The 25,726-nt window shown below is 56.2% G+C and carries 22 protein-coding genes; 8 read left to right on the plus strand and 14 right to left on the minus strand.

Annotated elements, in window-relative coordinates; all coding sequences use genetic code 11:
- Window positions 1-67: 67 nt before the first annotated feature.
- The 7 genes from folP to E4U03_RS03480 all read right to left on the minus strand — a co-directional run bounded on the left by folP (window position 68) and on the right by E4U03_RS03480 (window position 7,567).
- Window positions 68-961, minus strand: a complete 894-nt coding sequence (gene folP, locus E4U03_RS03450) for a dihydropteroate synthase (protein ID WP_135011595.1) — start codon at window positions 959-961, stop codon at window positions 68-70.
- Between the two features lie 6 nt (window positions 962-967).
- Window positions 968-1,534, minus strand: a complete 567-nt coding sequence (gene folE / locus E4U03_RS03455) for a GTP cyclohydrolase I FolE (RefSeq protein ID WP_135011596.1) — start codon at window positions 1,532-1,534, stop codon at window positions 968-970.
- The gene (ftsH, locus tag E4U03_RS03460) at window positions 1,534-3,627 is read right to left on the minus strand and encodes an ATP-dependent zinc metalloprotease FtsH (protein WP_135011597.1); all 2,094 of its coding nucleotides are present in this window, start codon (window positions 3,625-3,627) and stop codon (window positions 1,534-1,536) included. The genes folE and ftsH overlap by 1 nt, the downstream gene beginning before the upstream one ends.
- Window positions 3,628-3,936: 309 nt before the next feature.
- Window positions 3,937-4,488 (minus strand): hypoxanthine phosphoribosyltransferase, encoded by a 552-nt coding sequence (hpt, locus tag E4U03_RS03465; RefSeq protein WP_135011598.1) that lies wholly within the window; start codon window positions 4,486-4,488, stop codon window positions 3,937-3,939.
- 84 nt (window positions 4,489-4,572) lie between these two features.
- Complete coding sequence (gene tilS / locus E4U03_RS03470) at window positions 4,573-5,766, minus strand: tRNA lysidine(34) synthetase TilS (RefSeq protein WP_135011599.1); 1,194 nt, start codon at window positions 5,764-5,766, stop codon at window positions 4,573-4,575.
- Window positions 5,766-6,893 carry a zinc-dependent metalloprotease gene (locus E4U03_RS03475; RefSeq protein ID WP_135011600.1) on the minus strand — a complete coding sequence of 376 codons (1,128 nt, stop codon included), beginning with the start codon at window positions 6,891-6,893 and terminating at the stop codon, window positions 5,766-5,768. The genes tilS and E4U03_RS03475 overlap by 1 nt, the downstream gene beginning before the upstream one ends.
- A 155-nt stretch (window positions 6,894-7,048) precedes the next feature.
- Window positions 7,049-7,567, minus strand: coding sequence for an inorganic diphosphatase (locus E4U03_RS03480; RefSeq protein ID WP_135011601.1), 519 nt, complete (start codon window positions 7,565-7,567; stop codon window positions 7,049-7,051).
- Window positions 7,568-7,775: 208 nt separating this feature from the next.
- On the opposite strand from E4U03_RS03480, the gene dacB reads away from it, so the two are divergent.
- Complete coding sequence (gene dacB, locus E4U03_RS03485) at window positions 7,776-9,176, plus strand: D-alanyl-D-alanine carboxypeptidase/D-alanyl-D-alanine endopeptidase (protein WP_135011602.1); 1,401 nt, start codon at window positions 7,776-7,778, stop codon at window positions 9,174-9,176.
- 73 nt (window positions 9,177-9,249) lie between these two features.
- Here the strand turns inward: dacB and E4U03_RS03490 are convergent, their stop codons facing one another.
- Window positions 9,250-10,371, minus strand: a complete 1,122-nt coding sequence (locus E4U03_RS03490; RefSeq protein WP_135011603.1) for a CAP domain-containing protein — start codon at window positions 10,369-10,371, stop codon at window positions 9,250-9,252.
- 612 nt (window positions 10,372-10,983) lie between these two features.
- Between E4U03_RS03490 and E4U03_RS03495 the strand changes: the two genes are divergently transcribed.
- Genes E4U03_RS03495 through E4U03_RS03510 form a run of 4 tightly spaced genes read left to right on the plus strand, consistent with a single transcriptional unit; the run spans window position 10,984 to window position 16,171 of the window.
- A complete protein-coding gene (locus E4U03_RS03495) occupies window positions 10,984-12,621 on the plus strand; it encodes a PD-(D/E)XK nuclease family protein (protein WP_135011604.1) in 1,638 nt (545 codons plus the stop codon).
- A 9-nt stretch (window positions 12,622-12,630) separates the two neighbouring features.
- Window positions 12,631-14,778 (plus strand): DEAD/DEAH box helicase, encoded by a 2,148-nt coding sequence (locus E4U03_RS03500; protein ID WP_135011605.1) that lies wholly within the window; start codon window positions 12,631-12,633, stop codon window positions 14,776-14,778.
- A gap of 1 nt (window position 14,779) precedes the next feature.
- Entirely contained in the window at window positions 14,780-15,508 is a 729-nt protein-coding gene (locus tag E4U03_RS03505; protein ID WP_135011606.1) for a hypothetical protein, read from the plus strand.
- 36 nt (window positions 15,509-15,544) lie between these two features.
- A complete protein-coding gene (locus E4U03_RS03510; RefSeq protein WP_194210378.1) occupies window positions 15,545-16,171 on the plus strand; it encodes a recombinase RecJ in 627 nt (208 codons plus the stop codon).
- A gap of 19 nt (window positions 16,172-16,190) precedes the next feature.
- Here the strand turns inward: E4U03_RS03510 and E4U03_RS03515 are convergent, their stop codons facing one another.
- The 3 genes from E4U03_RS03515 to E4U03_RS03525 form a co-directional block, all read right to left on the minus strand.
- Window positions 16,191-16,649 (minus strand): AEC family transporter, encoded by a 459-nt coding sequence (locus E4U03_RS03515; protein WP_167752259.1) that lies wholly within the window; start codon window positions 16,647-16,649, stop codon window positions 16,191-16,193.
- Window positions 16,650-19,001: 2,352 nt separating this feature from the next.
- A complete protein-coding gene (locus E4U03_RS03520) occupies window positions 19,002-19,400 on the minus strand; it encodes a hypothetical protein (protein WP_135011609.1) in 399 nt (132 codons plus the stop codon).
- Window positions 19,385-19,855, minus strand: coding sequence for a hypothetical protein (locus E4U03_RS03525; protein WP_135011610.1), 471 nt, complete (start codon window positions 19,853-19,855; stop codon window positions 19,385-19,387). The genes E4U03_RS03520 and E4U03_RS03525 overlap by 16 nt, the downstream gene beginning before the upstream one ends.
- 416 nt (window positions 19,856-20,271) lie before the next feature.
- Here E4U03_RS03525 and E4U03_RS03530 point away from each other — a divergent pair, with 416 nt between their 5' ends.
- Window positions 20,272-20,568, plus strand: a complete 297-nt coding sequence (locus tag E4U03_RS03530) for a hypothetical protein (RefSeq protein WP_135011611.1) — start codon at window positions 20,272-20,274, stop codon at window positions 20,566-20,568.
- 289 nt (window positions 20,569-20,857) lie between these two features.
- On the opposite strand, the gene E4U03_RS03535 is transcribed toward E4U03_RS03530, so the two are convergent.
- The 3 genes from E4U03_RS03535 to E4U03_RS03545 form a co-directional block, all read right to left on the minus strand.
- The gene (locus E4U03_RS03535) at window positions 20,858-21,481 is read right to left on the minus strand and encodes a recombinase family protein (protein WP_135011612.1); all 624 of its coding nucleotides are present in this window, start codon (window positions 21,479-21,481) and stop codon (window positions 20,858-20,860) included.
- A 496-nt stretch (window positions 21,482-21,977) separates the two neighbouring features.
- Window positions 21,978-23,072 carry a hypothetical protein gene (locus E4U03_RS03540; RefSeq protein WP_135011613.1) on the minus strand — a complete coding sequence of 365 codons (1,095 nt, stop codon included), beginning with the start codon at window positions 23,070-23,072 and terminating at the stop codon, window positions 21,978-21,980.
- 896 nt (window positions 23,073-23,968) lie between these two features.
- Complete coding sequence (locus E4U03_RS03545) at window positions 23,969-24,370, minus strand: hypothetical protein (protein ID WP_135011614.1); 402 nt, start codon at window positions 24,368-24,370, stop codon at window positions 23,969-23,971.
- 132 nt (window positions 24,371-24,502) lie between these two features.
- On the opposite strand from E4U03_RS03545, the gene E4U03_RS03550 reads away from it, so the two are divergent.
- Together E4U03_RS03550 and E4U03_RS03555 are read left to right on the plus strand one after the other, a co-directional pair.
- Entirely contained in the window at window positions 24,503-25,123 is a 621-nt protein-coding gene (locus E4U03_RS03550; RefSeq protein ID WP_135011615.1) for a hypothetical protein, read from the plus strand.
- 326 nt (window positions 25,124-25,449) lie between these two features.
- A partial coding sequence (locus E4U03_RS03555; protein ID WP_135011616.1) for a hypothetical protein occupies window positions 25,450-25,726 on the plus strand: 277 nt, incomplete at its 3' end.

Below are 25,726 nucleotides of genomic sequence, written 5' to 3' on the forward strand. Positions count from 1 at the left end.
CGCTTAAAGTCACAAAGACATTTTCATTTATGACGCTTCTGTGTCACGTCCAACCGCTGCTTAGCCCCTAGCGGGCGGACGCCTGCCGCCAGGCTGCACGCACGGCCAGGGCGTCGGCGGTTGCCTGCACATTATGCACGCGCACGGCCCAGGCTCCCGCCTCAACTGCCATGACTGAAAGAGCCGCGCTGGCGACGTCCCGTTCAGTTGCCGCTCGCTCTGCAACCTGCTCTGAGGGCAGGCCGGAAGCTGCGGCGTCCTGCTCCTGCAGAAGCCGGGCAATAAAGCGTTTGCGGGAACCGGCCACCAGCACCCGGTGCCCCCCGGCAGCCAGGGCCTGCAGGCCCGCCAGAATCTGCCAGTTCTGCTCCCCCTGTTTAGCGAAGCCGGGGCCGGGGTCCAGAATGATCTGCTCGGGAGCTACTCCCCCGATGATGAGCCGCTCGCGCAGGGCAAAGAGCTCGTTGAAGACCTCAGCGGCAACGTCGGTGTAGACGGCCTGGGAGTCCATGGTGAGGGAGGTACCACGCGAGTGCATGAGGATATAGGGCACACCGAGCTCGGCGACGGTCTCAATCATGTCATCGCGCAGGCTCATCCCGGCAACATCGTTGATGATGTGGGCTCCGGCGGCGACGGCGGCGCGGGCGGTTTCGGGGTTGAGCGTGTCAACCGACATGACGATACTTTCAGCTGCCAAGGCCTCAATGACGGGCAGGACGCGGCGCTGCTCCTCGGCCAGCGATACCTGGGTGGCGCCGGGGCGGGTGGATTCCCCTCCCACATCGATAATGTCTGCCCCCTGCGCAACCAGAGCCTTGGCGTGCGCAACTGCCGTAGCAGCGTCCGCGTGCAAACCGCCGTCGGAGAAGGAATCGGGGGTGACGTTGAGAATACCCATAATCAGGGGGCGATCAGTCGGCAGGTTATCGTAGGAGCCGTGGGCGTGGGGAAGAGTCATGGGAAATCAGGAGGCGTTAATCAGGCTCATGGCCTCAGCCCGGGTTGCGGGGTCGCGCAGGGCCCCGCGGACGGCGCTCGTCACCGTCTTCGCCCCGGGCTTGCGCACACCGCGCATGGACATACACATGTGCTCAGCCTGAATCACCACAATCGCGCCAGTAGGCTGCAGGTGCTCTTCGAGAGCTTCAATCACCTGGGTGGTCAACCGCTCCTGCACCTGGGGGCGCTTAGCGTAGACATCGACCAGGCGGGCTAGCTTGGACAGGCCGGTAACCTTGCCGTCGCCACCGGGAATGTAGCCGATATGGGCGTGCCCGACGAAGGGCACCAGGTGGTGCTCGCAGATGGAGTAGAAGGGGATGTCCTTCACCAGCACCAGCTCGGAGTGGTCAATGTCGAAGGTCGTGCCCAGAATGTCACCGGCGCTCTGGTGCAGGCCGGCAAATATCTCGTCATAGGCGCGGGCTACGCGGGCGGGGGTGTCGAGCAGACCGTCGCGGGTGGGGTCTTCACCGATAGCCAGCAGAATCTCGCGGACAGCGGCCTCGATACGGGGCTGGTCAACTGCCATTAACGGGGCCCTCCCAAGGGGTCAACGTCGGGGTTACCTGCGGGGCCTGCGGCACCGGGGTGGGGGTTACCGGGATCCATGGGGTCAACGGTAGGCTGCTGGACGATGGGCTCCTCGGCAACCGGGGTCTCGTCGGACTCTGCCTTAGCTACCTTGACCGGGGGCAGAGCTGAGGGCTCGCGGTTGGCCTTGGAGTACCAGTGGTCGCGCTCGGGGCGCTTGCGCACGCCCGCAAAGATTTCTGCCAGGTCGTTCTCGAGCAGGGTTTCCTTCTCGAGCAGGGCCAGGGAGAGGGCATCGAGTACGTCGCGGTTATCGCGCAGAATCTCGTAGGCCTCATCGTGGGCCTGCTCCAGCAGGGCTGCGACTTCCTGGTCAACCAGGTAGGCCATCTCGTCGGAGAAGTTGTTGCCGCCACCAGCACCGCCGCCCAGGAAGGGATCGGAGTCCTTAGCTGCAAGACGAACTGAACCAACCTTGGCGCTCATGCCGTACTCGGTCACCATCTTGCGGGCGGTATCGGTTGCCTTCTGAATATCGTTGGACGCACCGGTAGAGGGGTCGTGGAAAATCAGCTCTTCGGCGGCGCGGCCACCCATAGCGTAGGCCATCTGGTCGAGCAGTTCGTGGCGGGTGGTGGAGTACTTGTCGTCCTGGGGCATGACCATGGTGTAGCCCAGGGCGCGTCCGCGCGGCAGAATCGTAATTTTGGTGACGGGCGCTGAGTTGCGCAGGGCAGCCGCGACCAGGGCGTGGCCACCTTCGTGGTAGGCGGTGACGGTACGTTCGTGCTCGCTCATGATGCGGGAGGAGCGCTGGGGGCCTGCCATGACGCGGTCAATAGCTTCGTCGATAGCGCGTTCGTCAATCACGTTGCCGCCGTCGCGGGCGGTGAGCAGGGCAGCTTCGTTCATGACGTTGGCGAGGTCAGCACCGGTAAAGCCGGGGGTGCGCTTGGCGACGGAGGCTAGGTCAACGCGGCGGTCAATGGGCTTGCCGATTGCGTGTACTTCGAGGATGCGCTGGCGGCCCTTGAGGTCGGGGGCGTCGACGCCGACCTGGCGGTCGAAGCGGCCCGGACGCAGCAGGGCGGGGTCGAGCACGTCGGGGCGGTTGGTTGCCGCGATGACGATGATGTTGGAGGTGCCATCGAAGCCGTCCATCTCAACCAGCAGCTGGTTGAGGGTCTGCTCGCGTTCGTCATTACCGCCGCCCATGCCGACGCCACGCTGACGGCCTACGGCGTCAATTTCGTCGACGAAGATGATAGCGGCTTTGTTCGACTTGGCTTCCTTGAAGAGGTCGCGCACGCGGGATGCGCCCACACCCACAAACATTTCAACGAAGTCAGAACCGGAGATGGAGTAGAAGGGGACGCCAGCTTCACCGGCTACGGCCTTAGCGAGCAGGGTCTTACCGGTGCCGGGAGGTCCGTAGAGCAGTACACCCTTGGGAATCTTGGCGCCCAGGCGGGTGAACTTTTCGGGTTCGGCCAGGAATTCGCGGACCTCTTCGAGTTCTGCCAGAGCTTCGTCAACACCGGCAACGTCGGCAAAGCGCACGGCGGGGTTATCTTTGTTGAACTTCTTAGCGCGGGACTTGGAGAAATTCATAATCTGGTTGCTGCCGCCACCCATGCGTGACATCAGGAACCAGAAGAGGGCCACCAGGATCACGAAGGGCAGGATGAAGGACAGCATGGAGGTGAACCAGTTGGTCTGCACCGGCTGATCGGTGTAGGACTCGAGGTTGGCGTTGTCCATGGCCGCGACGACGTCGGTCGCGCGGGGCTGCACGTAGTAGAAGCTTACGTTCTTGCCCTGGTTTTCACCGGCGGCGTTCACGTAGTCTTCCTTGAGTTCCAGGTCTACGCGCTGGTCGCCGTCGAAGATTTTGGCACTGACGACTTTCTCGTCATTCAGCAGGCTGATACCCACGTTGGTGTCAACGCGGGTTGAGGCTGCTAGGGAGTTTGCGAAGATCATGGGCACGGCAATGAGAACTGCCAGCAGTACCCAGAACCAGGGCCCTGAGATGAGCTTGCTGAAGAACCCCTTTTTCTTAGGGTCGGGGTTGGTATCCGTTTTCTGCACAGCCGCGCCTTCCACAAAAATGACGGTTGGGGCGCAGATGCGCCCCTGAGGTTAGGTCCTCCGCGCACCTATTTTTGGGTGCACGGAACTCAAGACCTATCTAATGTACCTAAAGTTGCTGGGTACTCGCTTGATGGCCCGGGATTTTCACCTCAGGGCTAAAGGACCAAGAAAGCAAGGTCCCGGTAGGCTCCCCGTAGCCGACTGGCTGGGTCTGGCATGAATTGCGACGAGCCTCCAGGCGAGGAGCAAGAAGGTTAGTCGGCGGAGGGGAGTGTCTGCCAGGGCTCTCTGACAGGTGCTCGCTGTTTAGGAGTAGACGTGCGGTGCCAGGGTGACGATGCAGTCCAGGTTGCGGTAGCGCTCGGCGAAGTCCAGTCCGTAGCCCACTACGAATTCGGGTTCGATGTCCCAGCCGACGTACTTGACATTGACGTCGGTCTTGACGCTCTTGGGCTTGCGCAGCAGGGTGCAGATTTCTACAGAAGCAGCCCCGCGAGATACCAGGTTCTGCTGGAGCCACTTGAGGGTCAGGCCGGAGTCGATGATGTCTTCGACGATGAGCACGTCGCGGCCGGTCAGGTCGGTGTCGAGGTCCTTAAGGATGCGGACGACGCCGGAGGACTTGGTGCCTGAACCGTAGGATGAGACGGCCATCCAGTCCATGGTGTAGTGGGCTTTGAGGGCACGGGAGAGGTCAGCTACAACCATGATGGCGCCCTTGAGTACGCCGACCAGCAGTACGTCGCGGCCTTCGTAGTCCTTGTCGATTTGGGCGGCAAGTTCTTTGATCTTGGCGTCGATTTCTTCTTTGGTGAAGAGAACGTGCTTGATGTCGTTCTGTACGTCGAGTGCGTCCACGGTTGATCGCTTTCTGCTGGTTCAAAGGGTGTGTGCCCTGCCCTGTTGGGTAGGGCAAAGCGCGTGTTCACCTTTAAGTATGGTTTATGGGGCGGTCTTGAGTAAAACGATGAGGCCTGTTTTCTTGAGGTTGTAGCTCTGACCTGCCCGGGTGATGGTGGTACCGGGGCGGCGGCGGTAGGCAGAAATATGGCCGGGCAGCTGGAGGGGGCCGGCAGTCGAGTGGTCGCCAGCGAAAGCATCGAGGGCGGCAAGACGCTCGAAGCCCGGGGCGATACCGCCGGCTTTTTCCAGGGCAAGGGCGAGGACGCGGGTGCGCAGGGCCGGGTGCAGGCCGGCGAGCGCGGCGCGGTTGAGCACGACCATGTCCCTGCTGGGTTCCACCCCGAGCAGGCACGCGATATCGGTGTTTGCGGGGGCGAGGACGTCCGCGTCCACTAGCACTTCGACCAGGGCCTGGCGGGCGGCGGACGCCAGGTAGTCGGCATCCGCACCGGCAATGGTTGCGGTACGGGCCAGGGATAGAGCTACGCCGCCGCCCAGGTGTTCTTCGAGGTAGGGCAGGACGCTGTGGCGCACGCGGGCGCGCATGAGCGACTGGTCGGTGTTGGTGGGGTCCTGCCAGGGGGTGAGGCCCGCATCAGCGCAAATGTCTTCGATATCTGCCCGGCGCAGGGTGAGCAGGGGGCGGATGACCCGTACGGGACCGGCGGGGTGGTCTTCGGTGCGGTCCACGGGCATACCCGCCAGGGAGCGGGTGCCAGAGCCTCGGGCCAGGCCCAGCAGTACGGTTTCGGCTTGGTCGTCGAGGGTGTGGCCCAGGGCAATGGCGTCCGCCCCGGTTGCGGCCAGCGCCCGAGCAAAAGCACCGTACCGGGCGGTACGGGCCGCCATTTCGGGCCCCTCTTTACCCTCTTCAACGGTCACGGTTTCTACCAGCACCGGGCTAAGGCCCAGCTCCCGCAGGGTCTGGGCAGTGCGCTCGGCCACCTGGGCTGAGCCGTCCTGAAGCTGGTGGTCAACCACGACCGCCCCCACGCGCACGTCCTGCCGCCGGTTGAAGTGGGCCAGCAGAACCGCTAGGGCCAAGGAGTCGGGGCCACCCGATACGGCAGCCAGCACCAGGGGAACCTGTCCTGCTTTTGGGCCTGCACTCAGGCGTCCTGACGAACCGGTAGGAGCAACCGTGCCAGCTCCAAATACCTGCTCCAGCACATCGGCAACCTCGCGGCGGGCAGCCCCCACCAGGGGATTCAAACGGGTTTTACGCTGCTGCACTAGTTCTTCTCTTCCTGTAGGTCTGCGCCCAGTACCCGCTCAATCCAGCGGGAGGGGTCGTGAATTTCGGCCACGGTGGGTAGGTTCTCGGGAGCCTGCCAAATACGGTTGAAACGCTCCATGCTCACTTCGTCAACCACGGCCTGCACAAACTTTTGGCCGTTCTTGTACTGGGCCATCTTGGCGTCCATGCCCAACAGCTTGCTCATAAAGCGGGGGAAGAAGCCCTGGGTCTGGCTGCGGCGCTCAAAACGGCGGCGGATGGTTTTAACGGAAGGGACGATGGAGGAATCAACGGCATCCATCACCACATTGGCGTGGCCCTCCAGCAGGCTCATGACGCCGGTGATACGGTCCAGCAGTTCCTTGCCCTCGTCGCTGGGCAACAGGGGAGCGCCGCTAGTGGCAGCCTCGGGGCTAGCACCGGGCGCCTCCTGCTTCTTCATGCCCCACACCGCCCCGGTAGCAGAAGCGGCAATGTGCTCAGGCAGGTTTTCGGTGGTCTCCCCCAGTTCGCGGCCCAGGCGATGCATGAGGTCAAGCAGGTAGTCGCGCAGCCAGGGGGCAGCAGCAAACTGCACCCGGTGGGTCTGCTCGTGTAGGGCAACCCACAGGCGGAAATCCGCTGGGTCAAGGTTCAGCTCTTCTTCCAGCTTCATCAGGTTGGGAGCCACAATCATCAGGCGACCCTCGGCTGCCCCGTGACCGGCCAGCGCCGCGTAGGGGTCGTACTGGCCCAGGACGCGGGTAGACAGGAAGGCCAGCACACCCCCGATTTCTGCCGCCCCACCAATCTCGGTCACAGCGTGCTCAGCGTCAGACAGTTGAGCCAAACGGCGCCCCAGCACTTCTTCTGCGATGGGGCCCAGCATAACCTCAAACGACTGGGTATTGGCCTTCACCCAGGTCGCCCTATCAACCACCAACAGCTCAGAGTCGTGCAGGTTCTCAGCCGCAGCCAGCTGCGTAATAGCGTGCACATGATCAACGGCGGCGGTTGCCGCATAGCGCATCTCTTCAACAGCCCGCCGCTTAGCCGCGGACTCAGCGCGCGGGCCAGCCGGAACCAGCACACCGGCAATCTTATGGGCTAAAGAAAAATTCAGAGGCAAGGAAGATGAGCTCATGCCACCCCACTCTACCGGCTCCTAGCCGCCCCAGCCTACCCAAGCCGCCCACAGGCGTCCGCACCCTTAAAGGGGCGGAGGCTGGGCCCCGTGCAGGGCCCAGCCTCCTATCCCGGTGGGAGCACTAGTTAGCTTTCGCTACCCCCACCAAGTCTTTAGTTATCGTCTGCTTCAGCTTCAGCAGCGGACTCGTAGTGCGACTTCTCAAAACGCTCCTGAGCCTCAGCTACCAGCTTCTCAGCGAAAGCGCGGTCTTCCCAGCCCTCGCCCTTAACCCACTTGCCGGGCTCCAGATCCTTGTAGCGCTCGAAGAAGTGCTTGATTTCTTCCTTGAGCTGGTCAGCAACATCGCCGATTTCCTGGATGTGGTCGTAGCGCTTATCTGCGGGAACGCACAGAACCTTATCGTCGCCGCCAGCTTCGTCGGTCATACGGAAAACACCGATGGGGCGGGCTTCAACCAGCACGCCGGGAACAACGTCAACATCGAGAATAACCATGGCGTCAAGCGGGTCACCGTCTTCGCCCAGGGTGTCCTCAAAGTAGCCGTAGGCGGTGGGGTACTGCATGGAGGTGAACAGTACGCGATCCAGACGCAGGCGACCGGTTTCGTGGTCAATTTCGTACTTGACGCGTGAGCCGCGGTTAATTTCAATCGTGACGTCGAGTTCCAAGGGGAACCTCCTGGTTGAGTGGTGTGTTTGACCCGCGCTGCGCGCGAGTGGTTCGGCATATTAGTCTAACCGAGAACCGGCAGGCTGTACCCCTTTTACAGGGCAGGCGCGCCAGTGTCACCCGTATTACATGCCTCTGCTTCCACGGTCAGGCATATACCCTATATAGAAGAACCCCTTCGCCCAAGAGCTAACCTGTGGAGGTTTCATGGCCACTTCTCACCAACGCCCCCTGACCGCCTGGGTGGTTACCGCCCTGCTCGCAGCCGGGTGTGCAGCCGCAGGAGCCTGGGCCGTACCGGCCTGGCAGGAGTCCCAAGACCTTCGCGAAGCTTCGGTAGCCCCTGATGTCACGGCCTCGCCGGTTGCGGTAACAGAAGCAGGCGCCGGGGCCGCCGTCGATTCAGCTGCCCTGAGCGCAGAGCTCGATAGCGTCCTTGACGGTCTAGGCCAGGGGGTTTTCTCGGCCCAGGTTCTTGATGCAGAAACCGGACAAAGCCTCTACTCCCGTGAGGCCCAGGCGAGCCGAACCCCGGCGTCCAACATGAAGCTGCTCGTGGACTACGCCCTACTCACCACCGCACCGCAAGCCCGCTTCACCACGTCCGTCGACCTCAACGACGACTCAACCCTTACCCTGGTTGCAGGCGGCGACACCCTACTGGTGCCAGGGCACTCCGACCCCACTGCGGTGATGGGGCACGCCGGCATCGAGACCCTGGCTGAACGCACCATCGAGGCCCTTAAAGAGCAGGGCATCAACGGCAAGGCCCTCACCCTCAACCTGGACACCACCATCTTTTCCGGCAGCTCCCTCAACCCCGAATGGGCCCAGGAAGATATCGACTCCGGCTTCATTAGCACTGTTACTCCCCTCGCCTTTTACTCTCACTACTCCCCCACCGGTGACGGAACCGCATCAAGCGGTAGCCGCCCCAGCAACGCCCCGGCAGAAGTGCAGCAGGTGCTGGTAGAGGCTCTCAATAGGTTGGGAGCGGACGCCGGGCTCACCTTCACCGCAGGCGAGCAGGTCACAGCCCCCAGCAGCGGACGGGAAATTGCGGCCGTACAGTCAGCCACCGCCGCAGAACAGTCGGCCCTGATGATGCAGGAGTCAGACAACTCTCTGGCTGAAACCCTAGGCCGAAACCTTTCTGTTCTCACCGGCGGCGACGGCTCTACCCAAGGGGCAATTACCGCCGTACGCGAGGCTCTCTCTGCCGCAGGCCTACCCACCAATTACACCCAGGTTGACCTCAGCGGCCTTTCCATGAACAACAAGGTCAGCAACGAACTGCTCACCAGCATTGCCCTACGCGCGGTCAAGGGAAGCACCAGCGAACGCCTCACCCTGCAGGGCCTGCCAGTAGCCGGCTACAGCGGTACCCTGGGCCTAGCCAGCCGCTTCAACGACGCTGACGAAACCGGCGGGCGCGGGGTCGTCCGCGCTAAGACCGGCACCCTCAACTCCGTGCTGTCCCTCACCGGCTACACCGTCACAGAATCCGGGCGGGCCCTAGTCTTCTCTGTCATCATGAACGACCTCGAGAGCACCGACACCGCCAAGAATACCGTTGACCGGTTCGCAGCAACCCTCAGTACCCAGTAGCTGTAGGCGGATACAAGAACGGCGGCCCCACACATGTGGGGCCGCCGTTTGTAGATAGGTCTAGTAGTGAAGACTAGCTCACCCAGACGCCGCGGGCTTCAGTCCAGTTAATGGTGGTACCGCTAGAGAAGGTCACACGGGTGACGCCATCAATCCAGCGCACCTCATCGGTTACAGGGAAGCCGATAGCTGCGGGGCCGCCCAGGGCGTACCAGTGGGCAGAGATAGCTCCGGTTTCAATAATGGCGCGAGCACCAGTGGAGGGGGTCCAGTAGACCGAGGTGACAGAGCCGTTCTTGATGAAGTCCTGACGCATGCTACCAATAAACTCATACTCTGAGCTTGCGGGGTAGCCCCAGCTACCATTTTCGTAGTTTTGGCCTGCGTAACGGCCGCCAATGGCGCCTCCCCAGTAAACATTCTGAGCGCCAGTTGCAGCAGTCCAGTAGATAGTGCGGTCCTGAGTGAAGTTCTGAATGATGCCACCGTCAACAGAGGTAAAAGAGTTGCCAGCAGGTAGACCGAAGGTCGCCACGCCACCGTTTGCGTTGTAGTGGTCGGCCAGCTTGTCGTTCAGTGCGTAGGCGCTTACTTCAGAGGACCCATTGGAGAAGGTGCTGATGCTGGTGATGGTAGAAACGTAGTCGTTGGGGCCCTTACCTGCTTCGTAACGATAGATACCAACGTTGCCCAGGACGCGCCAGGGCAGGGAAGTTCCGTGGCCGTAGCAGAAGCCGATGCCGATGACGTTGGCCTGGGGGGCCAGGATGGCAGCACGGTGGGGGGCTGAGCTCTTCCAGAAGTTGAGGAGCTGGTTGAGGTCGTCGTTGTAGGAAAGAGCAATGACTTCGCGTACGAAGCTGTAGCCCTGCACCTTGGAGTTGTAGAGGAATTCGGTGCCGTGGGAGTATGCCCCGGCCTTGAACTGGCGGATAGCTTCGCCCTCCATCACAGAGGCCACGGTAGCTGAGTGTTTGACTGCACCCAGGCCGTTCTGGGCGCGGTAGGCATTGATGAGGTTGAGCAGGGTCTGCTGGTCGGTAGCGCGCTGGGCGGCAGTGACGGTGCGAATGTCTGATGCGGCGGCAGTTGCTGCGGTGATTGCGGTGGTAGCTGCCAGACCGGTTAGGGCAAGGACGGCCGCCTGGCGGCGAGTCGGCTGAACAGCTCGTGCGGTTTCAAGAAAGCTCTTCATACGGGCTCCTGTTTTCTGGTGGTAACGAGCAAGGGGATTTTGCTGAAAACAACTTTATAGAATCGTGACCTATTTTTGACCATTTTGTGACACTTTTTTGGGATTTAATTCAGGTCTGAACACAGGCTGAGAATTATAAAGATTACTTACTTCCAGCGTTCCAGCACTTCAACCCCCGCTTTTCACCGCCATCACAGCCATCTCACCAAAGTTCATTTCAACAAAAATCCACCCAGCTTAGGAGTGTTAGTGACCACGCAGGCAGCTCAGCAAAACATAGGGTGATAAGGCTAAAAAATTTAGACAACCCCCTCCAGAATATCCCACAAATCAACCCCTATTGGACACTGCTGTACCTACACACCCCACTTGCACCCTATAAGGAATGAAAACCACGTCCCGCAACCGCGCAACAAAAAGGAAATTTGCGCACATGACACAGATTACATTTTCAAAGCTTTTGTTCTATACAGGTGAGTAATTTTTAGAATATATGTTCTAAATTATTTTATTGGTCCGAACCACTTATGGTTATCGCTGCATCACCTACTCAGCCCCTAAAATGTCAGCCGTCCTTGCTAGCCTGGAAGACAGCGAACCCCAAGGAGTCCCATGTTCTTCATCGATGCAGATTCTGCCCCCTCGTTACCGGCTGTGAACCTCGAACCTCTCGGTCAGTCTCTGATCTACTCAGCTACTGACCTTGTCACCTCGGCCCAGTGCCAGTTCGCCACGCTCTACGCCCTTGATCAGGCTCTGGGTAGGGTGCCTCGCCTCGAACGTATTGAAGACCCCCAGCTCCGCAGAGCTGCGGCCCTGGGTGAAGCCCACGAACAGCGTGTCCTCGATGACTTTGTCCGAGCCTACGGCACCTGGGACCCGGCCTCGGGCCAGGGGGTGTATCAGGTTGAGCCCCCGCGTACCTACACTCGGCAGGCTCTCGAAGAAAAACGGGAAGAAACTCTCGAAGCTCTGCGTGCAGGAGCCGATGTTGTCTTCCAGGCTAGCTTCTTTGACGGTTCCTTTCACGGGCGTGCCGACTTCCTTGTAAAGCAGCCCGACGGGAGCTACCGGGTGGTTGACACTAAGCTGGCACGCACGGCTCGAGTCCCGGCTCTCCTTCAGGTCGCTGCCTACGCCGACCAGCTGCATAGAGAGGGAATCCCCTGTAACCCCTACGTCTCGCTCATTCTGGGCAATAATGTCGAGTCCCTACACGAGCTTGCTACCCTTACACCGGTGTTCGAGCAGAAGCGCCAACGCCTCGTAGAGATCCTCACCACCCATCGGGAGCCGGGGGCTGCCCCGGTGAGCTGGTTTGTAGAAGCCGGTAGCCCAGAGATTACCCGGTGCGGGCGGTGTGATACCTGCCAGGTGATGGTGCGAGAACACCGGGATATGCTCCTGACTTCGGGCATAACGGCGAAGTCACGTCAGACTATCTACGAGCGCTGTGGTGTTCAGAGTATTGACGAACTGGCGGCCCTGGCAGGTCAGCCTCAGCTTCCGGCTCTGGTACGCCGCTACGCAGAGCAGGCTGCCCTACAGACCGGCGTATCGGAGCCAGATGGGGCAGTGGTAGTTGAGAGAGAGGGGCAGGAACATACTGTCTCTTACAAGCTCCTGCCCCGGCACTCTTTACGTATGCTCCCGCGGGCGAGCACGGGTGACCTCTTTATGAGTCTTCGGTCTGACCCGCTCTGGCGCGATGAGAAGGCTGCTCACCCTTCCCTTGCCTGGGGTTTAACCTATCTCTTGGGTGCTACACACCTGGCTGATCAGCCTGGCGAGGAGCCCCTTTTGAGTCAGTTCTGGGCCTCTAGCAGGGCTACGGAGGGTCGGCTTTTAACTGATTTTCTGGGCATGCTGCATCACCAGCGCCAGCTGAATCCTGGCTTGCGGGTCTATTACTTTGGGGCGCCTGTTATGGCTGCTCTTCAGCAGTTGGCATCGGTGCACGGGGTTGGCGAAGCTTTTCTTACCGATTTACAGCGGGAGGGTGTTTTCATTGACCTTTCTGAGGTGCTGCGCCGGTCGATGCGTTTGAGCGAGGGCACCCGGGCACTGACCGCTATTGAGCCCCTCTATGCCCAGGGGCTTGAGCCTGACCTTGATATTCCGGTGACAGCCTTTGCCGATGTAACCGAGGCAGAGAAGGAAGGGCGTGCTGAGCAGGCCGAAGCTATGCGTGCTGCTCTCACCCGTAGTTTGTATCGCACGGGTCTATCTCTGTCTCAGTTGCGCGCCTAGTTGTTGGGGTTGGCGGGTCGGTCGGTCGACGATGAGCTGGTGCAGCCCGCCCCCCTGGCTGACCTGAACGAGCTGCTGGTGCAGGCGGGTAGGGCTGAAGACGAGACTGATACGGAACGGGTTCTACGCCAGTTTGTTGAGGCCCTGGACGCCGGTGGCGAGTTGGAGCCGCAGAAGCAGGCTGTTGCTATGGTGGCTACGGCGACGGGCTATCATCGTCGCGAGCGCCGTCAGTTCTGGTGGGATCATTTCAATCGCCTGACGGCTCCCCGTGAGGATTGGGAGGACGCCCGTGATGTGGTTTTGCTGGGTCGGTTGCAGGTGGTTGCCGATTGGCACCGTCCGGAACGGGCTCGGTCCACTGTGCGTTTGTTGAGCGGGGTGGCGAGGGTCGCTCCGGGCTCGTCGGTGAAGGTGGGCGATAGCAACCTCTTTGCCATGTATGCGCGCCCTTTTCCGCCCTTTTTGGAGCGGGAGGCTCGGCAGCAGGCTTTAACCTATGCGGCTCTGCATGAAGGAGTACTGCCAGTGGAGGCCGAGCGGGCCGGTGCTTTTAACACTGAGATTGTGGAGCTGGAGGAGATTCCGGAGCATGAGGCGGGGCAACCCAATCTGGTGCGGATTACGGTGCGGGAGAGTTTGAAAACCTCAGACAGCGAGCCGGCTGAGCCTTACTCGCATCTGCCGATGGCACTAACTCCCGGGCAGCCTATTCCGACGCAGGCCCAGGAGCAGGCTCTACTTGAGTTAGCGGCGCGTACCGCCCGGGTGCTACCTGAGTTACCGGCGTCGGCGGGTACCGATGTGATTCGTCGTGTTCCGCCGAGACTAGTTGGGGGCGATGTTTTACCGCGTCCGCAGGATTTTGTAGAGACGCACGGTTCTCTCTCGACGGTGCAGGCTATTTATCAGGCGGTGAGCCAGCTCGATCGGTCGTATGTGGCGGTTCAGGGCCCTCCGGGGTCGGGCAAGACCTTCGTGGGTTCTCATGTGATTGGCCGTCTTGTAACTGCGGGCTGGAAGGTGGGTATTGTGGCCCAGTCCCATGCGGTAGTTGAGAACATGCTGCTGGGCTGCATCAGTAATGGCCGCGTAGACCCTGACCAGATCGCTAAGGGGGTGGGCAAGAGCCAAACCCCGATTTTCCCCTGGCGCGAGGTTCGTAACCCCGATGTTTCCAGGTTTATGGATGAACCCGGTGGCCGTATTTTTGGCGGCACGGCCTGGGATTTTGCTTCTGACCGCAAGTTCCGGTTTGAGGGGCTTGATCTTCTGGTGATTGACGAGGCGGGCCAGTATTCCTTAGCCAATACGCTGGCGGTGGCCCGTTCGACCAAGAACCTACTGCTCCTGGGCGACCCGGCCCAGCTACCCCAGGTCACGCAGGGTACCCATCCCTACCCGGTGGATGAGTCTGCCCTGGGTTGGCTTTCAGTGGGCCGTACGGTGCTGCCCGAAGAGTTTGGTTATTTTCTCGATGTCACCTGGCGTATGCACCCTGCCCTGTGTGCCCCGGTCTCGGCCCTGTCGTATGAGGGGCGGCTGGCGTCCGCCCCCTCGGGCACCGAGAGGCACCTGGAGGGGTGGGAACCCGGGGTCTACCTGCGCACGGTAGAGCATCGAGGCAACTCAACGGCTTCGGTCGAAGAGGCCGATGAGATTGTGGCTTTGGCCCGCGGCTTCCTGGGGCACCGGTGGACTCCCCACCTGGCTGCCCCCGAGCAGGCAGCGCCCCTGGCACCCTCAGACATTATTGTGGTGGCAGCCTATAATGCCCAGGTTGATACGATTCGGGCGGCCCTGCTGGAGGCAGGGCTAGCGGACGCCGCCGGCGGGGGTGTGCGCGTCGGTACGGTTGATAAGTTCCAGGGTCAGGAGGCCCCGGTGGTACTGGTGTCCATGGCTGCCTCGAGTGCCGGTGATAGCCCCCGCGGAACCGACTTTCTGCTCTCGCCCAACCGGTTGAATGTTGCCCTGTCCCGCGGCATGTGGGCGGCAGTGGTGGTGTGCTCAACCAGGTTTACCGACTTTCTGCCCACCAGCCCCGAGGCTCTAGCCCTGCTGGGTGCCTTTATCCGCCTTGAACAAGCAGCCCTGCCTTTCCCTGATGAGGGGGAGGCGGACGTCCGCCCCGATACACCCGCCGTTAGGAATTAGCATGCCCCTCTCCCCGACTCACCGTAAGCGCTCCCCCTATCTCTTTCACTTTGATGGGCAGACCGTGGCCCTGGGCGAGCCCCGCTACTTGCAGCGTATCGACGAGCGCCTGCGCGAGCAGGGGTACGCGACCAGACCCACCTACTGGGATCAGGCCTACCTGGCTGATCTGGCAGCATCAAGCCCCGAGGACGCCGAGCACAGCCAGTTTGCGGCACCGAGCAACCCGGCCCAGCTCAACAGCGTGGGGGTTTCGTGTAGCAGTAGCGAGTTCTGGTCGGCTATGTATGCCCGCAGTTTTGACGCTACGCCCTGGGGCGGGGAGGGCGATACCCTCTATATGCCCCAGTTGCCCGACTGGTTAGAGCGCGCCCGGGCCTGGACGCTTGACCCTCTAGCCCCGCAGGATGGCCCCGGCGACCTAGATCCGGCAGGGGGCTGGGTGCGGGTGCGGGATCAGTTGGGTGCGGGTGCACCCCTGGGGCTCTTCCAGCTCACGAGCCCCGATTATTTTTGGGTCTTTGGGTCGGCGCCCGACCTCAAACAGGTAGTGCACCTGTGCCGGGAGTTGGGGCGCGATTTATCCGGCTTCGATACTGCCACCGCCTATCTGGGCTATGACCTGACCTGCAGTAGCGTCCGGCTGCCGATTGAGTGCGCCCAGCCATTGCAGGAGCAGCTCTTCCTTGCCGGGGTGGACGCCGAAACCCTGCTCTGGGGTGAGGGCTAGTTTTCTGCCCGGTGACTCTAGGGCATACTGAGAAGCATGTTTGTACTGACCTTCATTGCCCGCTCGTCCCAGGGTTCGGTTCAGGAGCACCTCGCCGACCTGGAGAACCGTCTCGAACAGCTGGCCCCTGCCGTTGCTTTTACCCGCACCTACCCCGATGAGGTGCAGGGGGCGTTCGATAATGCCCAGGACGCCCTGGCCGCCGCCCTGCTCGGGGCCCGGTTTGCCCGGTTTCGGGTGGGTATCGGGGCCGGTGAGCTGGTGCGGCCGCGCTTCGCGGCGGCTCTGGGGGCGGTTTCTACCCCGGAGTGTTCGGGCTCTGCCTTGAGCCTGTCCCGGTCGGCGGTGGAGCAGGCCCAGACCGGTGCGCCACCGCGCGGAATCTGTGTGCATGCTGAAGGGCAGGGCGTCCGAGCGGACCAGGTAACCGGCCTGTTGCGCCTGCTCTACCGGGTGGCGTCCGCCCGTACCGAAGCCGAGTGGCGGGTGCTTGATCTGCTAGTGCCCGGTGTGCGCGGGCAGCAAAAGGCGATAGCCCAGGCTCTGGGAATTACCTCCCAGGCAGTGAGTAAGACCCTGGTGCGGTCCTACTGGCATGAGGAGCTGGCTTCTCGCGAGCTCATCGCCGAGCTACTTGAAGGTTTGGAGGGGCAGGAGCAGTAGGCCGGGCACCGGCAAACTGTCAGTGCAAGAGGAATGAAATCACCAGAATCACGGGAATGGTGTCCAGGGTACTGAGCAGCACGATATCGCGGGAGAGCGTGGTTGCTACGTTGTACCGCACCGCGTAGTTATACATGTTCTGGGCGCTAGGCAGGGCCGCGAGAATGGTGGCCGCGAAGATATCGCTCTCGCTGAGGTGGAAAACGTAGCGGGCCAGCAGGTAGGCAACCAGCGGCATCAGAAGGTTCTTAAAGCTAGCGGCAAGCACGGTTTCGAAGCGTTGGTTGGGGGGGGTATCGAGCACCTTGGAGCCCCGCAGCGACATGCCGAAGGCCGCCAGAATCAGCGGTACACCCGCGCCGCCCAAGATACGGAAGGGCTCCATCACCATATCGGGAACCTGTAGGTTGAACACGTTGACCAGCAGGCCCAGGGCTGAACCGATAATCAGGGTATTACCGGTTTCCCCGGCTCTCACGCACCCCCTAGCCCGCAGCTTGACTACTCTGGGGTGCTCTACCTGTAGCTTGGTTCAGGACATCCCGGCTGGTCCATCTCTCTGGAGTCCCTCCATCAAGAATCAAACTTAATAAATTACTGGCTAGTTTTTACCTGATAATACCCGTATGAGCTTATGAACCCAGCAAAAATCGGCAGAATCCAGGTAGTAGGCTCTAGGAAATTTTCAATTTGCATTCCTGGCATCCCTGTTATTGCAAAAAGTAATCGAATGGATATTAACCCCCATAAGAAACAAAGAGATAACCTAAGGAAAGAAGGGGATGGTCGCTTTTTTCATAGCTTACAGAGCTCCCCTGCAACCTACGGCCGCTGCTGCAAAAGTAACTGCTAGCCCCCAGGGGCCACCTAAAGATCCTCGAGTGCGCAGGTTCATGTTATCCTCCTAGACTGGGCAGAAAATAAGACGCGTGTCACATTTGATGGGGTTAAATTACATATGCTGGAGCGCTCTGTCAAGGGGTAACAACCGGGAAGTCCTCAATACTCTGAGACTTAATTCAAAAGGTGCTTCGGTGTCCCGGGTTCACAGCGCCGCTTCTGGCGCGTGGTTGACATGAATCGCCTAGCGAACGAAGTCAGGCGAGGTGAATAGAAGCAAGCGTGAGTCTGCGACATCTCGGGTTTGGACTTTTGAATAACCCTCACTACCTCTGTAATCCGTAATGACAGAACTCAGTCAGGTCAGTCCGTCTTCGTGCTCCAGGGTATCGGGCGAAAGGCGCAACTCCAGTCGCTCAAAGAATCTGGGTAGCAGCCCCAAAATCCAGCCCTCCCACCCGTAAAGAACCCCGTAAACGACCCTCCACCCCTGCCCCCTTGAAATTCCGGGGCGCAACGGCCCGCCTGCAGCCGACACTTAAAACCGGAAAATGCCCTCAAAAGCTACAGAAAGCCGTTTGAGCGCCTTTTACCCCCAAAGTGACTGGATACACTCAAACAATTTTAGGCCCTTAGAACCCTCATAGAAGGCCGCAGAAGGGCATGCGCAAAAACCAGGTGAAATTCAGCCCGCAGAACGCGAACCAAAAAGAAACTACCCCCCAGAATACCAGCAAAGCCCCATGTCACACCAGAAAAACACCCCATACAACCACCGCAAAAACCTAAGAGAAGAACCCACAGCGCGCACCCGTGAAACCCAGCAACCCAAAGACCACCCGCTACAAACACAAAACACTCCACCTCCAAGCAGGGGACATTAGGGGCTGACAAGGGAAAATATTCCCCTCAGGGCATGCGAACCGCCTCATTCAGAAAAATGCAACACACGTGTGGCATTGAACTGCGCTAACGGGGGAAATTCCCCCGCAATCATCTGCAAAATCACGCCCTCACCTAGACCCAAGACAACCAAAGAAAAGCCAGAACAGGCAGCAAGCACCTACAGGCAAAGACACAAGAACCACATGATGGGAACGAGCAGATTAGAGAAAGAACCTCAGCGAGAGCAAGGAAAAACGAAGGAGGAAGAGAAGAATCAAGCAAGACCACAAGAGCACAACCAAGAGACAGGCAAACAGAAGACGAATGAGACAGGCACGTATGCCAGACTCCGTTTGGGCCCTGCTAGCTGCGACAAAACCGTGCGCCCCTCAGCCCTAAAAAGCCCCGAAACCACACTTAGCTACATCAGAGCAAAATGCTGATTGACAAGGGGAAATACCTAAAAATAAGCCCAAATAGGCCCCGCAGGAAGGCTTGTTTTGCGTCAGAAAACAGGTAAAACCCCAAGCCAGGCCGCAAAAACTGTGACAGAAACATGTAGCCGTATTGGTGGCTAATGAGCTCGATTTTCTGTTTTGCCTCTGCTTCCTGATTGAGCACAAAACCCGCAGGGGAACACCCCTCGTCGGCGTGCTGATTTTTCCGGCACACCTCTTGCACTCAGTAACTCAGGATTACTATTCTTAATAATTCAAAATAACTTTGCTAGCCAGAACCCGTTTTCACGGCCCTCGTCTATCTCCTGAACATACCCCGAACCAGAGACCCAAAAAAGCCCGTTCAGGGTGGTTTTCGCCCCCTGCCTTAGCCGACACTCGGGCATTCTAACCCCCAATCAAAACTCTTCAAGGGCGCCTGCGGCCACCCTGTGGCGAGTTTTGATCTGGGGGATAATGCTCCGCGTATCGTCAGCTAAGGCGGGGAATAGCAAGACTTTCAGAAGTCAATTAGGCAGGTGATTGGTGTTGTGAGTCGAGTTCTTACCTAGTAACCGAACGGTAAGTATTCGTGTATTCCATCCAACTTTTTCAAAAAGAATTGCATGGTAAAGCAATAAATCGCTTTACCATGCAAATTATCTAAATTATTTAATTTTCCATAAACTCTTGCTGTATCCTGACTGTATGTAAGAATCCAATAATTTTTCTGATGTTTCTTTGCTTGCGGACACCAGTGAAATTATATTAATAACGTCCTCTTTTGAGGAAATTTCTGTATTCAATATTTTTTCAAGGAGAGGAAACTCAGAAATCATCGAACTGCTTAGCTGAACATCTCCATTGAGCAACTTTTCATCGCACTTATCGAGGAGAATCTTAATATAAGCTCTTTCTTTCCCACCAATTATACTTTGAGCTAGTTGCCTCTCATACGGATGTTCATCTGAATACTGAACTGAAATTGAAAGAGAAACAATTATATCTTTCAATTCTATAATTTCATTCTTTAGTTCGTCAATTTTTTCATCTATAGAATAAACCACATTACTCCTTCTACGGCGTTTGCGACAACATTAGCAGTACCAGAACCCAATGGGCCTTCTAGCCTCTTATAGACTTCGCTTCTGACCTGGTGTGTTACAAGATCTGGAATCTCTGCAACATCATCTAAGGTATCTGCAATTTGAGAGCTGTTTTTCTTAATCGAATCTGCCGCCTGGTCATCAAGGCCACCGTGCTTCTTTGCTAAATAGATAAAGTTATCGACACTATCTCGAATCATGTCGGCTAGGGAGTTGAGTGCAAACTTGGCGAGCTTTCCCTTTACTCCATTTAGCTCTTGGTTTGCAGATTCTTCTTTGATTTGCTGAGAAATGGATGAAGAGGGCGCTTCTAGGTCGTTTGCTTTTGCTTCTGTTGCAACTAGTCCAGTAGAAGCAATGCTGAAGGAAAGTGCGAAATAAGCAAGCTTTGGGAGCATGTTTTTACATTTGGACATCTTTTCTCCTCGTTGAGTGATGGTTGTTATGAAAAAATTTATCATATGCAATATTGTAAGTCAACTGTTCATCTTGGAGGTTGGAGGCACCCATGAAATATTTCCTTGTCATATTGGAAATTGAGATTACGAAAACACCGTGCAAAAAATCTCCACAACATCACTGTAAAGCTGAAGTGTTTGATACCTGGTGCAATCTACCTATCGAAAATCGGTTCACTAGGTGAGAACGCTAATAGCGAGCCTTCAAGGCTTCTGCGTAAAAGCTCCGAAATGAGACATGGGATTTTTATCTAAAACTTACTGCAGGCGACCGTGTAGGCTTAGAACAGTTTTGGATAAAAAACCGGTAGGGCTGGCACCTTACCGGTTCAGAAAATTCCATCCGGGCATTACTTCGAAAGGAATTCAAGCTTGTGAACCCCAGTCAACCAGCGCTGGGAACCACCGCAACCCCCGCCCACCGGTTCACCGCACACATCACAGACACCCAGCGCATCTTCCTCTGCTCAAAAACCAAGAGCGCACCGCTGATCAAGACTTTACGGGCAGACCTACACAAGTACGAGTTTTACCAGCCCAGCCCCGCTTTTTGCCGTACCCTGATTATCGATATCGACCACATTTTTGCCTCCAGTTTCGTCTTTGATTTACCCCGCGAAATTTACCCCCACGCCGTAATTTTTACCTCTCAGGGCGTACAAGCTTTCTGACTCATTGAGGGAGTCCCATTGACCAGCAAAGCCCACCAAGCCCCTATCCGGTTCGCGAGGGACACCGCCGAGCTTCTACGCCGTGCCTGCAATGGTGACCCAGCGGATGATGGATCAGATGTAGGATAGGCTCCTACGGTTGCAGCATGTGGAGCGGTTGGAGGGTGCTGCCCTCAATGATTATTTGTATTTTGCTAGGTACTACTATCGGAAGAAGCCACGGGAGTTGTGGGATTTTTCTGATAGCTCCAGGTTGCAGCGGGTACGCAAGATACAGGAGAGAAGAAAACTAAGGTAATTCTGAGGCACTCAGAGATACCTCCAGCGCACGAACTACCGTGGATACCCCCACCCCGAAAAAATCAGCCAGCTCCCGCAAACTCCACACCCGCCCTGTCTGCGGGTTCACCTCCGAACGCATCCACACCAACTGCCCCCTCTGCGCAGCAGATAACTTTGCAGGACGACCCGGCCCGTCCCCATTCTTACCCCCGTTCTTTGCTTTTATGGCAGCAAGTCCTGCCCGGGTGCGCTCTGAGATCAGGTTAGATTCCATCTCTGCTAGTGAAGCGATGATGTGGAACATCATTTTTCCTACCGGGGTGCTGGTGTCGATTCCTTCGGTCAAAGAGTGGAAGTGGATGTTGTGCGCTTCGAGATGTTCAAGCAGTTCTGAGAGGCCTTTGACGTTGCGGCCTAGGCGGTCGAGTTTCCAGACCATGAGGGTATCTCCTGGGCGGAGGGCTTTGAGGCAGGCTGTGAATTGTGGGCGTGCCATGGTGCGGCCTGTGACCCCGGTGTCTGAGTAGATTTGGTAGCAGCCTGCTTGGGCGAGGGCTTGGTGTTGGAGTTCGGGGGATTGGTCTGGGGTGGAGACTCGGGCGTAGCCGATGGTGGTGTGGTTGGTGGTCATGGTTTGAGGGTATCGAAAAGGCTCCCTGGCGTGTTTGCCGGGGAGCCTTTTCGGTGCAGGTTTTCGGTATGGGTTTTTCGGGCGTGTTGGTTTCTCGTTATTCCCGTACCGAAACCGGTGCATTTATTTTTTACTACTGGGATTGTTGAATTCTCACCTAAGGCTACTGGTCGTAGGGCTAAGTATCAATTATATAGTAGGTTGCAGAGATTCTTCCATACCTAATTATACCTATTTGCCCAGTTTTGCTAAAAATATTCCAATACATATAGAAGCAGCACAGGCAAAGAACCCACTAAAGTAAACCATTGTATCTACAAATGGATTGCGTATATATGCAGAAAATGCGAGCATTGAAAGAAACGAGAGAATTATTGGATTATTTCTAAAAATATTATCTCGCTCATAAGACCTCTTAGATGTAAAAATAATTATTATCATCCATAGGGTCACATAAATTATATTTAATAGTGTCAATTATTAATCTAAACCCTTTCTACCCTCGGAGTTCTCTAACCAAAGAAACACATGACCCTATTCCTAGCAGATCAAACATCTCGTTCATGCCGAAAGTTAGACCAGCGGCAGCCAAGGCCCTATCCTGTGCAGTAAGATTCACACCTGGTATTCTATCCCTAACATTAGCAGGGAGCTTGTTCCTAAGGTTGTTGTAAGAGTTTTTAATGACGCTCTTAGCCGCTTCACCCGCACCTCCAATATTTCTTACAGCTTGAGCAATGCGCGGGCTACGGTTAACTAGATTATTGATTTTGGCAACAAGGCCAGGAACTCGGGCTGCAATAGCGGCTCCCCCTGTTATAAACAAAGGCGCAACGTTTGCTGCACAAGTAGCGGTGGTGCCTGCCCACCACCAGAAGTCTGGATCAATTGCGACTTTCCCAACAGCCCGTGATGTATCAACATGCTGACGAATACCAAAATCAGTAATCTCAAAATAAGTAGGTTGACTTACACCTTCTGAATCCACTGCCCAAGGAGCATCGAAAGTTCCTTCAATTTCTCCAGTAGAACTGACTAAATTGATGCTACCTTTTTCTGTTTTTTCTAAAGAAAATCCAGAAGGAATCTGAACAGCAAAGTCAACGTAACCTGCTGTGAAATCTTCATTTAGAATGGAAACAACTTGTACCCCCATGTCTTCCGTTACATGGGATACAGACACTCCCTCTTCTGTCTTGGTAACCCCAGCTCCTTTGTCTTCTGAAATTTTCTCTGAACCAACTACAGAAATTTCAACCTTATGACCATCTTCGGGAGAAAATGTCTTAATGCTTCCACTTTCAGTAATTCCTGGCAAGTTGACTGTCAGATTTTCTTCTTCTATATAGATGGACTCTTCATCGAGTCCTGTGAAGTCAAGTGTATCTGAGACAAGATGGTTTAGATTTTCATCTGAGGTTCCAAGGGTATCGGCAATAATCTTTTTAGCCGCATCGTTTGATGTTTCACCGACTGAGTTTATCTCTTGAATGATATCACCATTACTTGGCAAGGCTTCTTGAGCATAGGCTGGAGAGCAAAGAGCTACTGACAGCACGACAGCTGCCACTGTCTTATGGATCTTTTTCATAACGACTCCCAATTGCTATGAGAACCCATTACTGGATTTAAAAATGTGATTCAAAACATGTTTACCATGTTTTGAACAACTATAGAGCGGACCCTGGGAGTGGTCAATATATTCTGAAAAAATTTACAAGGCTTAGGGTGACCCTTGGCCAATTATTACCTGACGCTGACACGGCGGTGGTGCATTTCAATGCCACACGTGTGTGAGAAAAAAGTTCCTATAAATCGGGTCAGAGCTGATGGGGAAGTGCATGGGTCTAGTTGCTGTGTGATGGGCGGATTGGTTCTGTATCCGTCGTGTACCTGGTGTTCCTTAGCTGTTGCTGCCATGTCTTCTGTGCCGCCCTAGCTCTCTACAGAGCTCGTTCCTTTTTCCATGAAGGTGTCGCACTTCTAACCATGAAAAATCCTGTGTTCAACTGTCGCATTTGCGGACAGTCACACCCAGGCCAATAAACCCCTCACTCTGGAAGCACCAGCCCGTTCTAGTAGCTGGTTTTCTCGTCACACCTCATGCATCCAATGACTCAGGAACTTCTATTTTGAGTGACTCGTAAAGGGCAAGTACGCCTAAGCCCCTGGCGGAGCAAGCTATCTACTTAGGTAACCTAAGTGCCTGTTTCGCCAGGTTTAGCCCGTTTTTGTCGGGTCGCTGCGCTGGGTAAAAGGAGCCTTTTTCTTTTCTTCCTCTTGGCGCTACACGGCGCAGTTTAGCCCCTGAACACCCCCGGTCAAGGGCGCTTCGCGTCGCTACGCGATGGCGGTTGCTCCACCCATTGACTCGGGTGTGATCTGGGGGCTTATGCTCCGCGTATCAGCACTAAGAGTGTAAAAGCTTGCATAGGTGTGATACTGGGGTTTCAATTTTCTTGAAATTCTACTTGTGTAGGTTTTATTTCATCCAGTAATTTTTTTGATATTTGAGCGATAGTAGTACTTCATTGAAACAACTGTGACAATCGAAAAAATTATTGCATAAGCTGTCGATTCAAAAAATGCAAATAAAGCGCCGTCGCTCAAAAAGGCGCTGTAAAAAGCAAAAAGAAATACTGTGGAAAATGAAGAAATAAACAAAAACGAACTGTTTGATAGAAGCAGGGGCATATTTATTTTTTTTCCAAAAATTATCCCAAGGAAATGCACACATAGATAAAGGGAGGTTGAAAGTATTGGGACCACTAAGACCCACCCCTCCAGGTGCTGCCCAGAAAGGAATATTTTTATTATTTCTTTGATGGAGCCTGCAGAGAGCGATGCCAGCGATAGCACTGAGAATGTGTATGTAGAAAAGTTCTTCAATTTAGACCACTCCTTGTCCTTGATAGCAAGTATACATCATAGTAGTATATTCCATATCCTGTCATGGGTTTTATATTTGAATACTAAGGCATATTTCTAGATATTTAGGTGTATACGAGAGAAGGTTCTGAGATGTTAAGGAATGCCACTAAAGGACTTGTAGCCATTGCGCTGTGTGGAGGAATGCTTGTATCTGGAGGGGTTCCTGCTGGAGCGATAAACACAGGGAACGATGAGGTTTCTACAGTTTCTCTTGCTGACACAAGTAATCTGATTTACCTTTCTGAGCCAGAACTGAAAGAGATTGGTTTGACGAAGCATGATGCTGAACAGCTTACCTCCGAAGTGATGGCTATTATCGAGAAAGAAAAGGCGGCCGGAAACATCTCTGAAGAAGATGCGAATGTCTTTTCTGGACTACTTCTTGAAACTCCTGTGAATGAGAGTGGGACTCAAGTTCGAGCTTTGCCGATTTGGGCTGCTGCCGCAATTGTTGGTTGTGCTGGTAGCGTTGCGTTAGGCGAAGGTAAAGACCAAGTTAAAAATGCATTGAAAGAGGGCAAATCTGTTGATGAAGCCTCTGATATTGCCATCGGAGTAGCTGTTGATTGTGTGTTTGGAGCAATCCCAGGAGGGGCGGCAGGGGCAGCCGTTAAAAATACATTAACTAAGCCGGTTAAGGATTCGTTGCGACCTCATGTAAAGAAAGTCGTAGCAGACATGGAGAAACGTTATAAAAACGGAGAATTTTAATTAGAATTCAGCATGAGTTAGATTATGGGTGCCGCTCAAAGGTGGCACCCATAATCTTTTAAACTATTAATAGTTGAGCGGCATATCTGTCGAGAGCAGTCGATTAGAAGAGCTAAACAGCCGTGTGAGCATCACTCCTTGAAGAGTTGTGATCCTGGGGGCTTATGCCCGCTTATCACCAGCGAGGGAGCAAAAGAAAAGCCCGCACAGTGCAGGCGACCGTGTAGGCTTAGAGCAGTTTTAGATAAAAAAGAACCGGAAGTGTTGGATGCACTTCCGGTTCAGAAAATTCCATCCGGGCATTACTTCGAAAAGAATTCAAGCTTGTGACCACAAGTCTACCAGCGCTGGGAACCACTGCAACCCCCGCCCACCGGTTCACCGCACACATCACAGACACCCAGCGCATTTTTTACTGCTCAGAAACCAAGACCGCGCCCCTGGCCAAGACCTTGCGAGCAGGCCTGCCAAAGTATGAGTTTTACCAGCCCAGCCCCGCTTTTTGCCGTACCCTGATTATCGATATCGACCACATTTTTGCCTCCAGTTTCGTCTTTGATTTACCCCGCGAAATTTACCCCCACGCCGTAATTTTTACCTCTC

The organism is Rothia nasimurium (genome assembly GCF_004569295.1).
In the GTDB taxonomy this organism is placed as follows: Bacteria; Actinomycetota; Actinomycetes; order Actinomycetales; family Micrococcaceae; genus Rothia; species Rothia nasimurium_B.

Coding starts and splice junctions, on each gene's coding strand:
- E4U03_RS03510 (WP_194210378.1), top strand. CDS start 15,545: ATGTTTGTACTGACCTTCATTGCCCGCTCGTCCCAGGGTTCGGTTCAG.
- E4U03_RS03540 (WP_135011613.1), bottom strand. CDS start 23,072: ATGAAAAAGATCCATAAGACAGTGGCAGCTGTCGTGCTGTCAGTAGCT.
- E4U03_RS03475 (WP_135011600.1), bottom strand. CDS start 6,893: ATGAGCTCATCTTCCTTGCCTCTGAATTTTTCTTTAGCCCATAAGATT.
- E4U03_RS03550 (WP_135011615.1), top strand. CDS start 24,503: ATGTTAAGGAATGCCACTAAAGGACTTGTAGCCATTGCGCTGTGTGGA.
- E4U03_RS03490 (WP_135011603.1), bottom strand. CDS start 10,371: ATGAAGAGCTTTCTTGAAACCGCACGAGCTGTTCAGCCGACTCGCCGC.
- dacB (WP_135011602.1), top strand. CDS start 7,776: ATGGCCACTTCTCACCAACGCCCCCTGACCGCCTGGGTGGTTACCGCC.
- folP (WP_135011595.1), bottom strand. CDS start 961: ATGACTCTTCCCCACGCCCACGGCTCCTACGATAACCTGCCGACTGAT.
- E4U03_RS03525 (WP_135011610.1), bottom strand. CDS start 19,855: ATGTCCAAATGTAAAAACATGCTCCCAAAGCTTGCTTATTTCGCACTT.
- E4U03_RS03505 (WP_135011606.1), top strand. CDS start 14,780: ATGCCCCTCTCCCCGACTCACCGTAAGCGCTCCCCCTATCTCTTTCAC.
- E4U03_RS03495 (WP_135011604.1), top strand. CDS start 10,984: ATGTTCTTCATCGATGCAGATTCTGCCCCCTCGTTACCGGCTGTGAAC.
- E4U03_RS03535 (WP_135011612.1), bottom strand. CDS start 21,481: ATGACCACCAACCACACCACCATCGGCTACGCCCGAGTCTCCACCCCA.
- folE (WP_135011596.1), bottom strand. CDS start 1,534: ATGGCAGTTGACCAGCCCCGTATCGAGGCCGCTGTCCGCGAGATTCTG.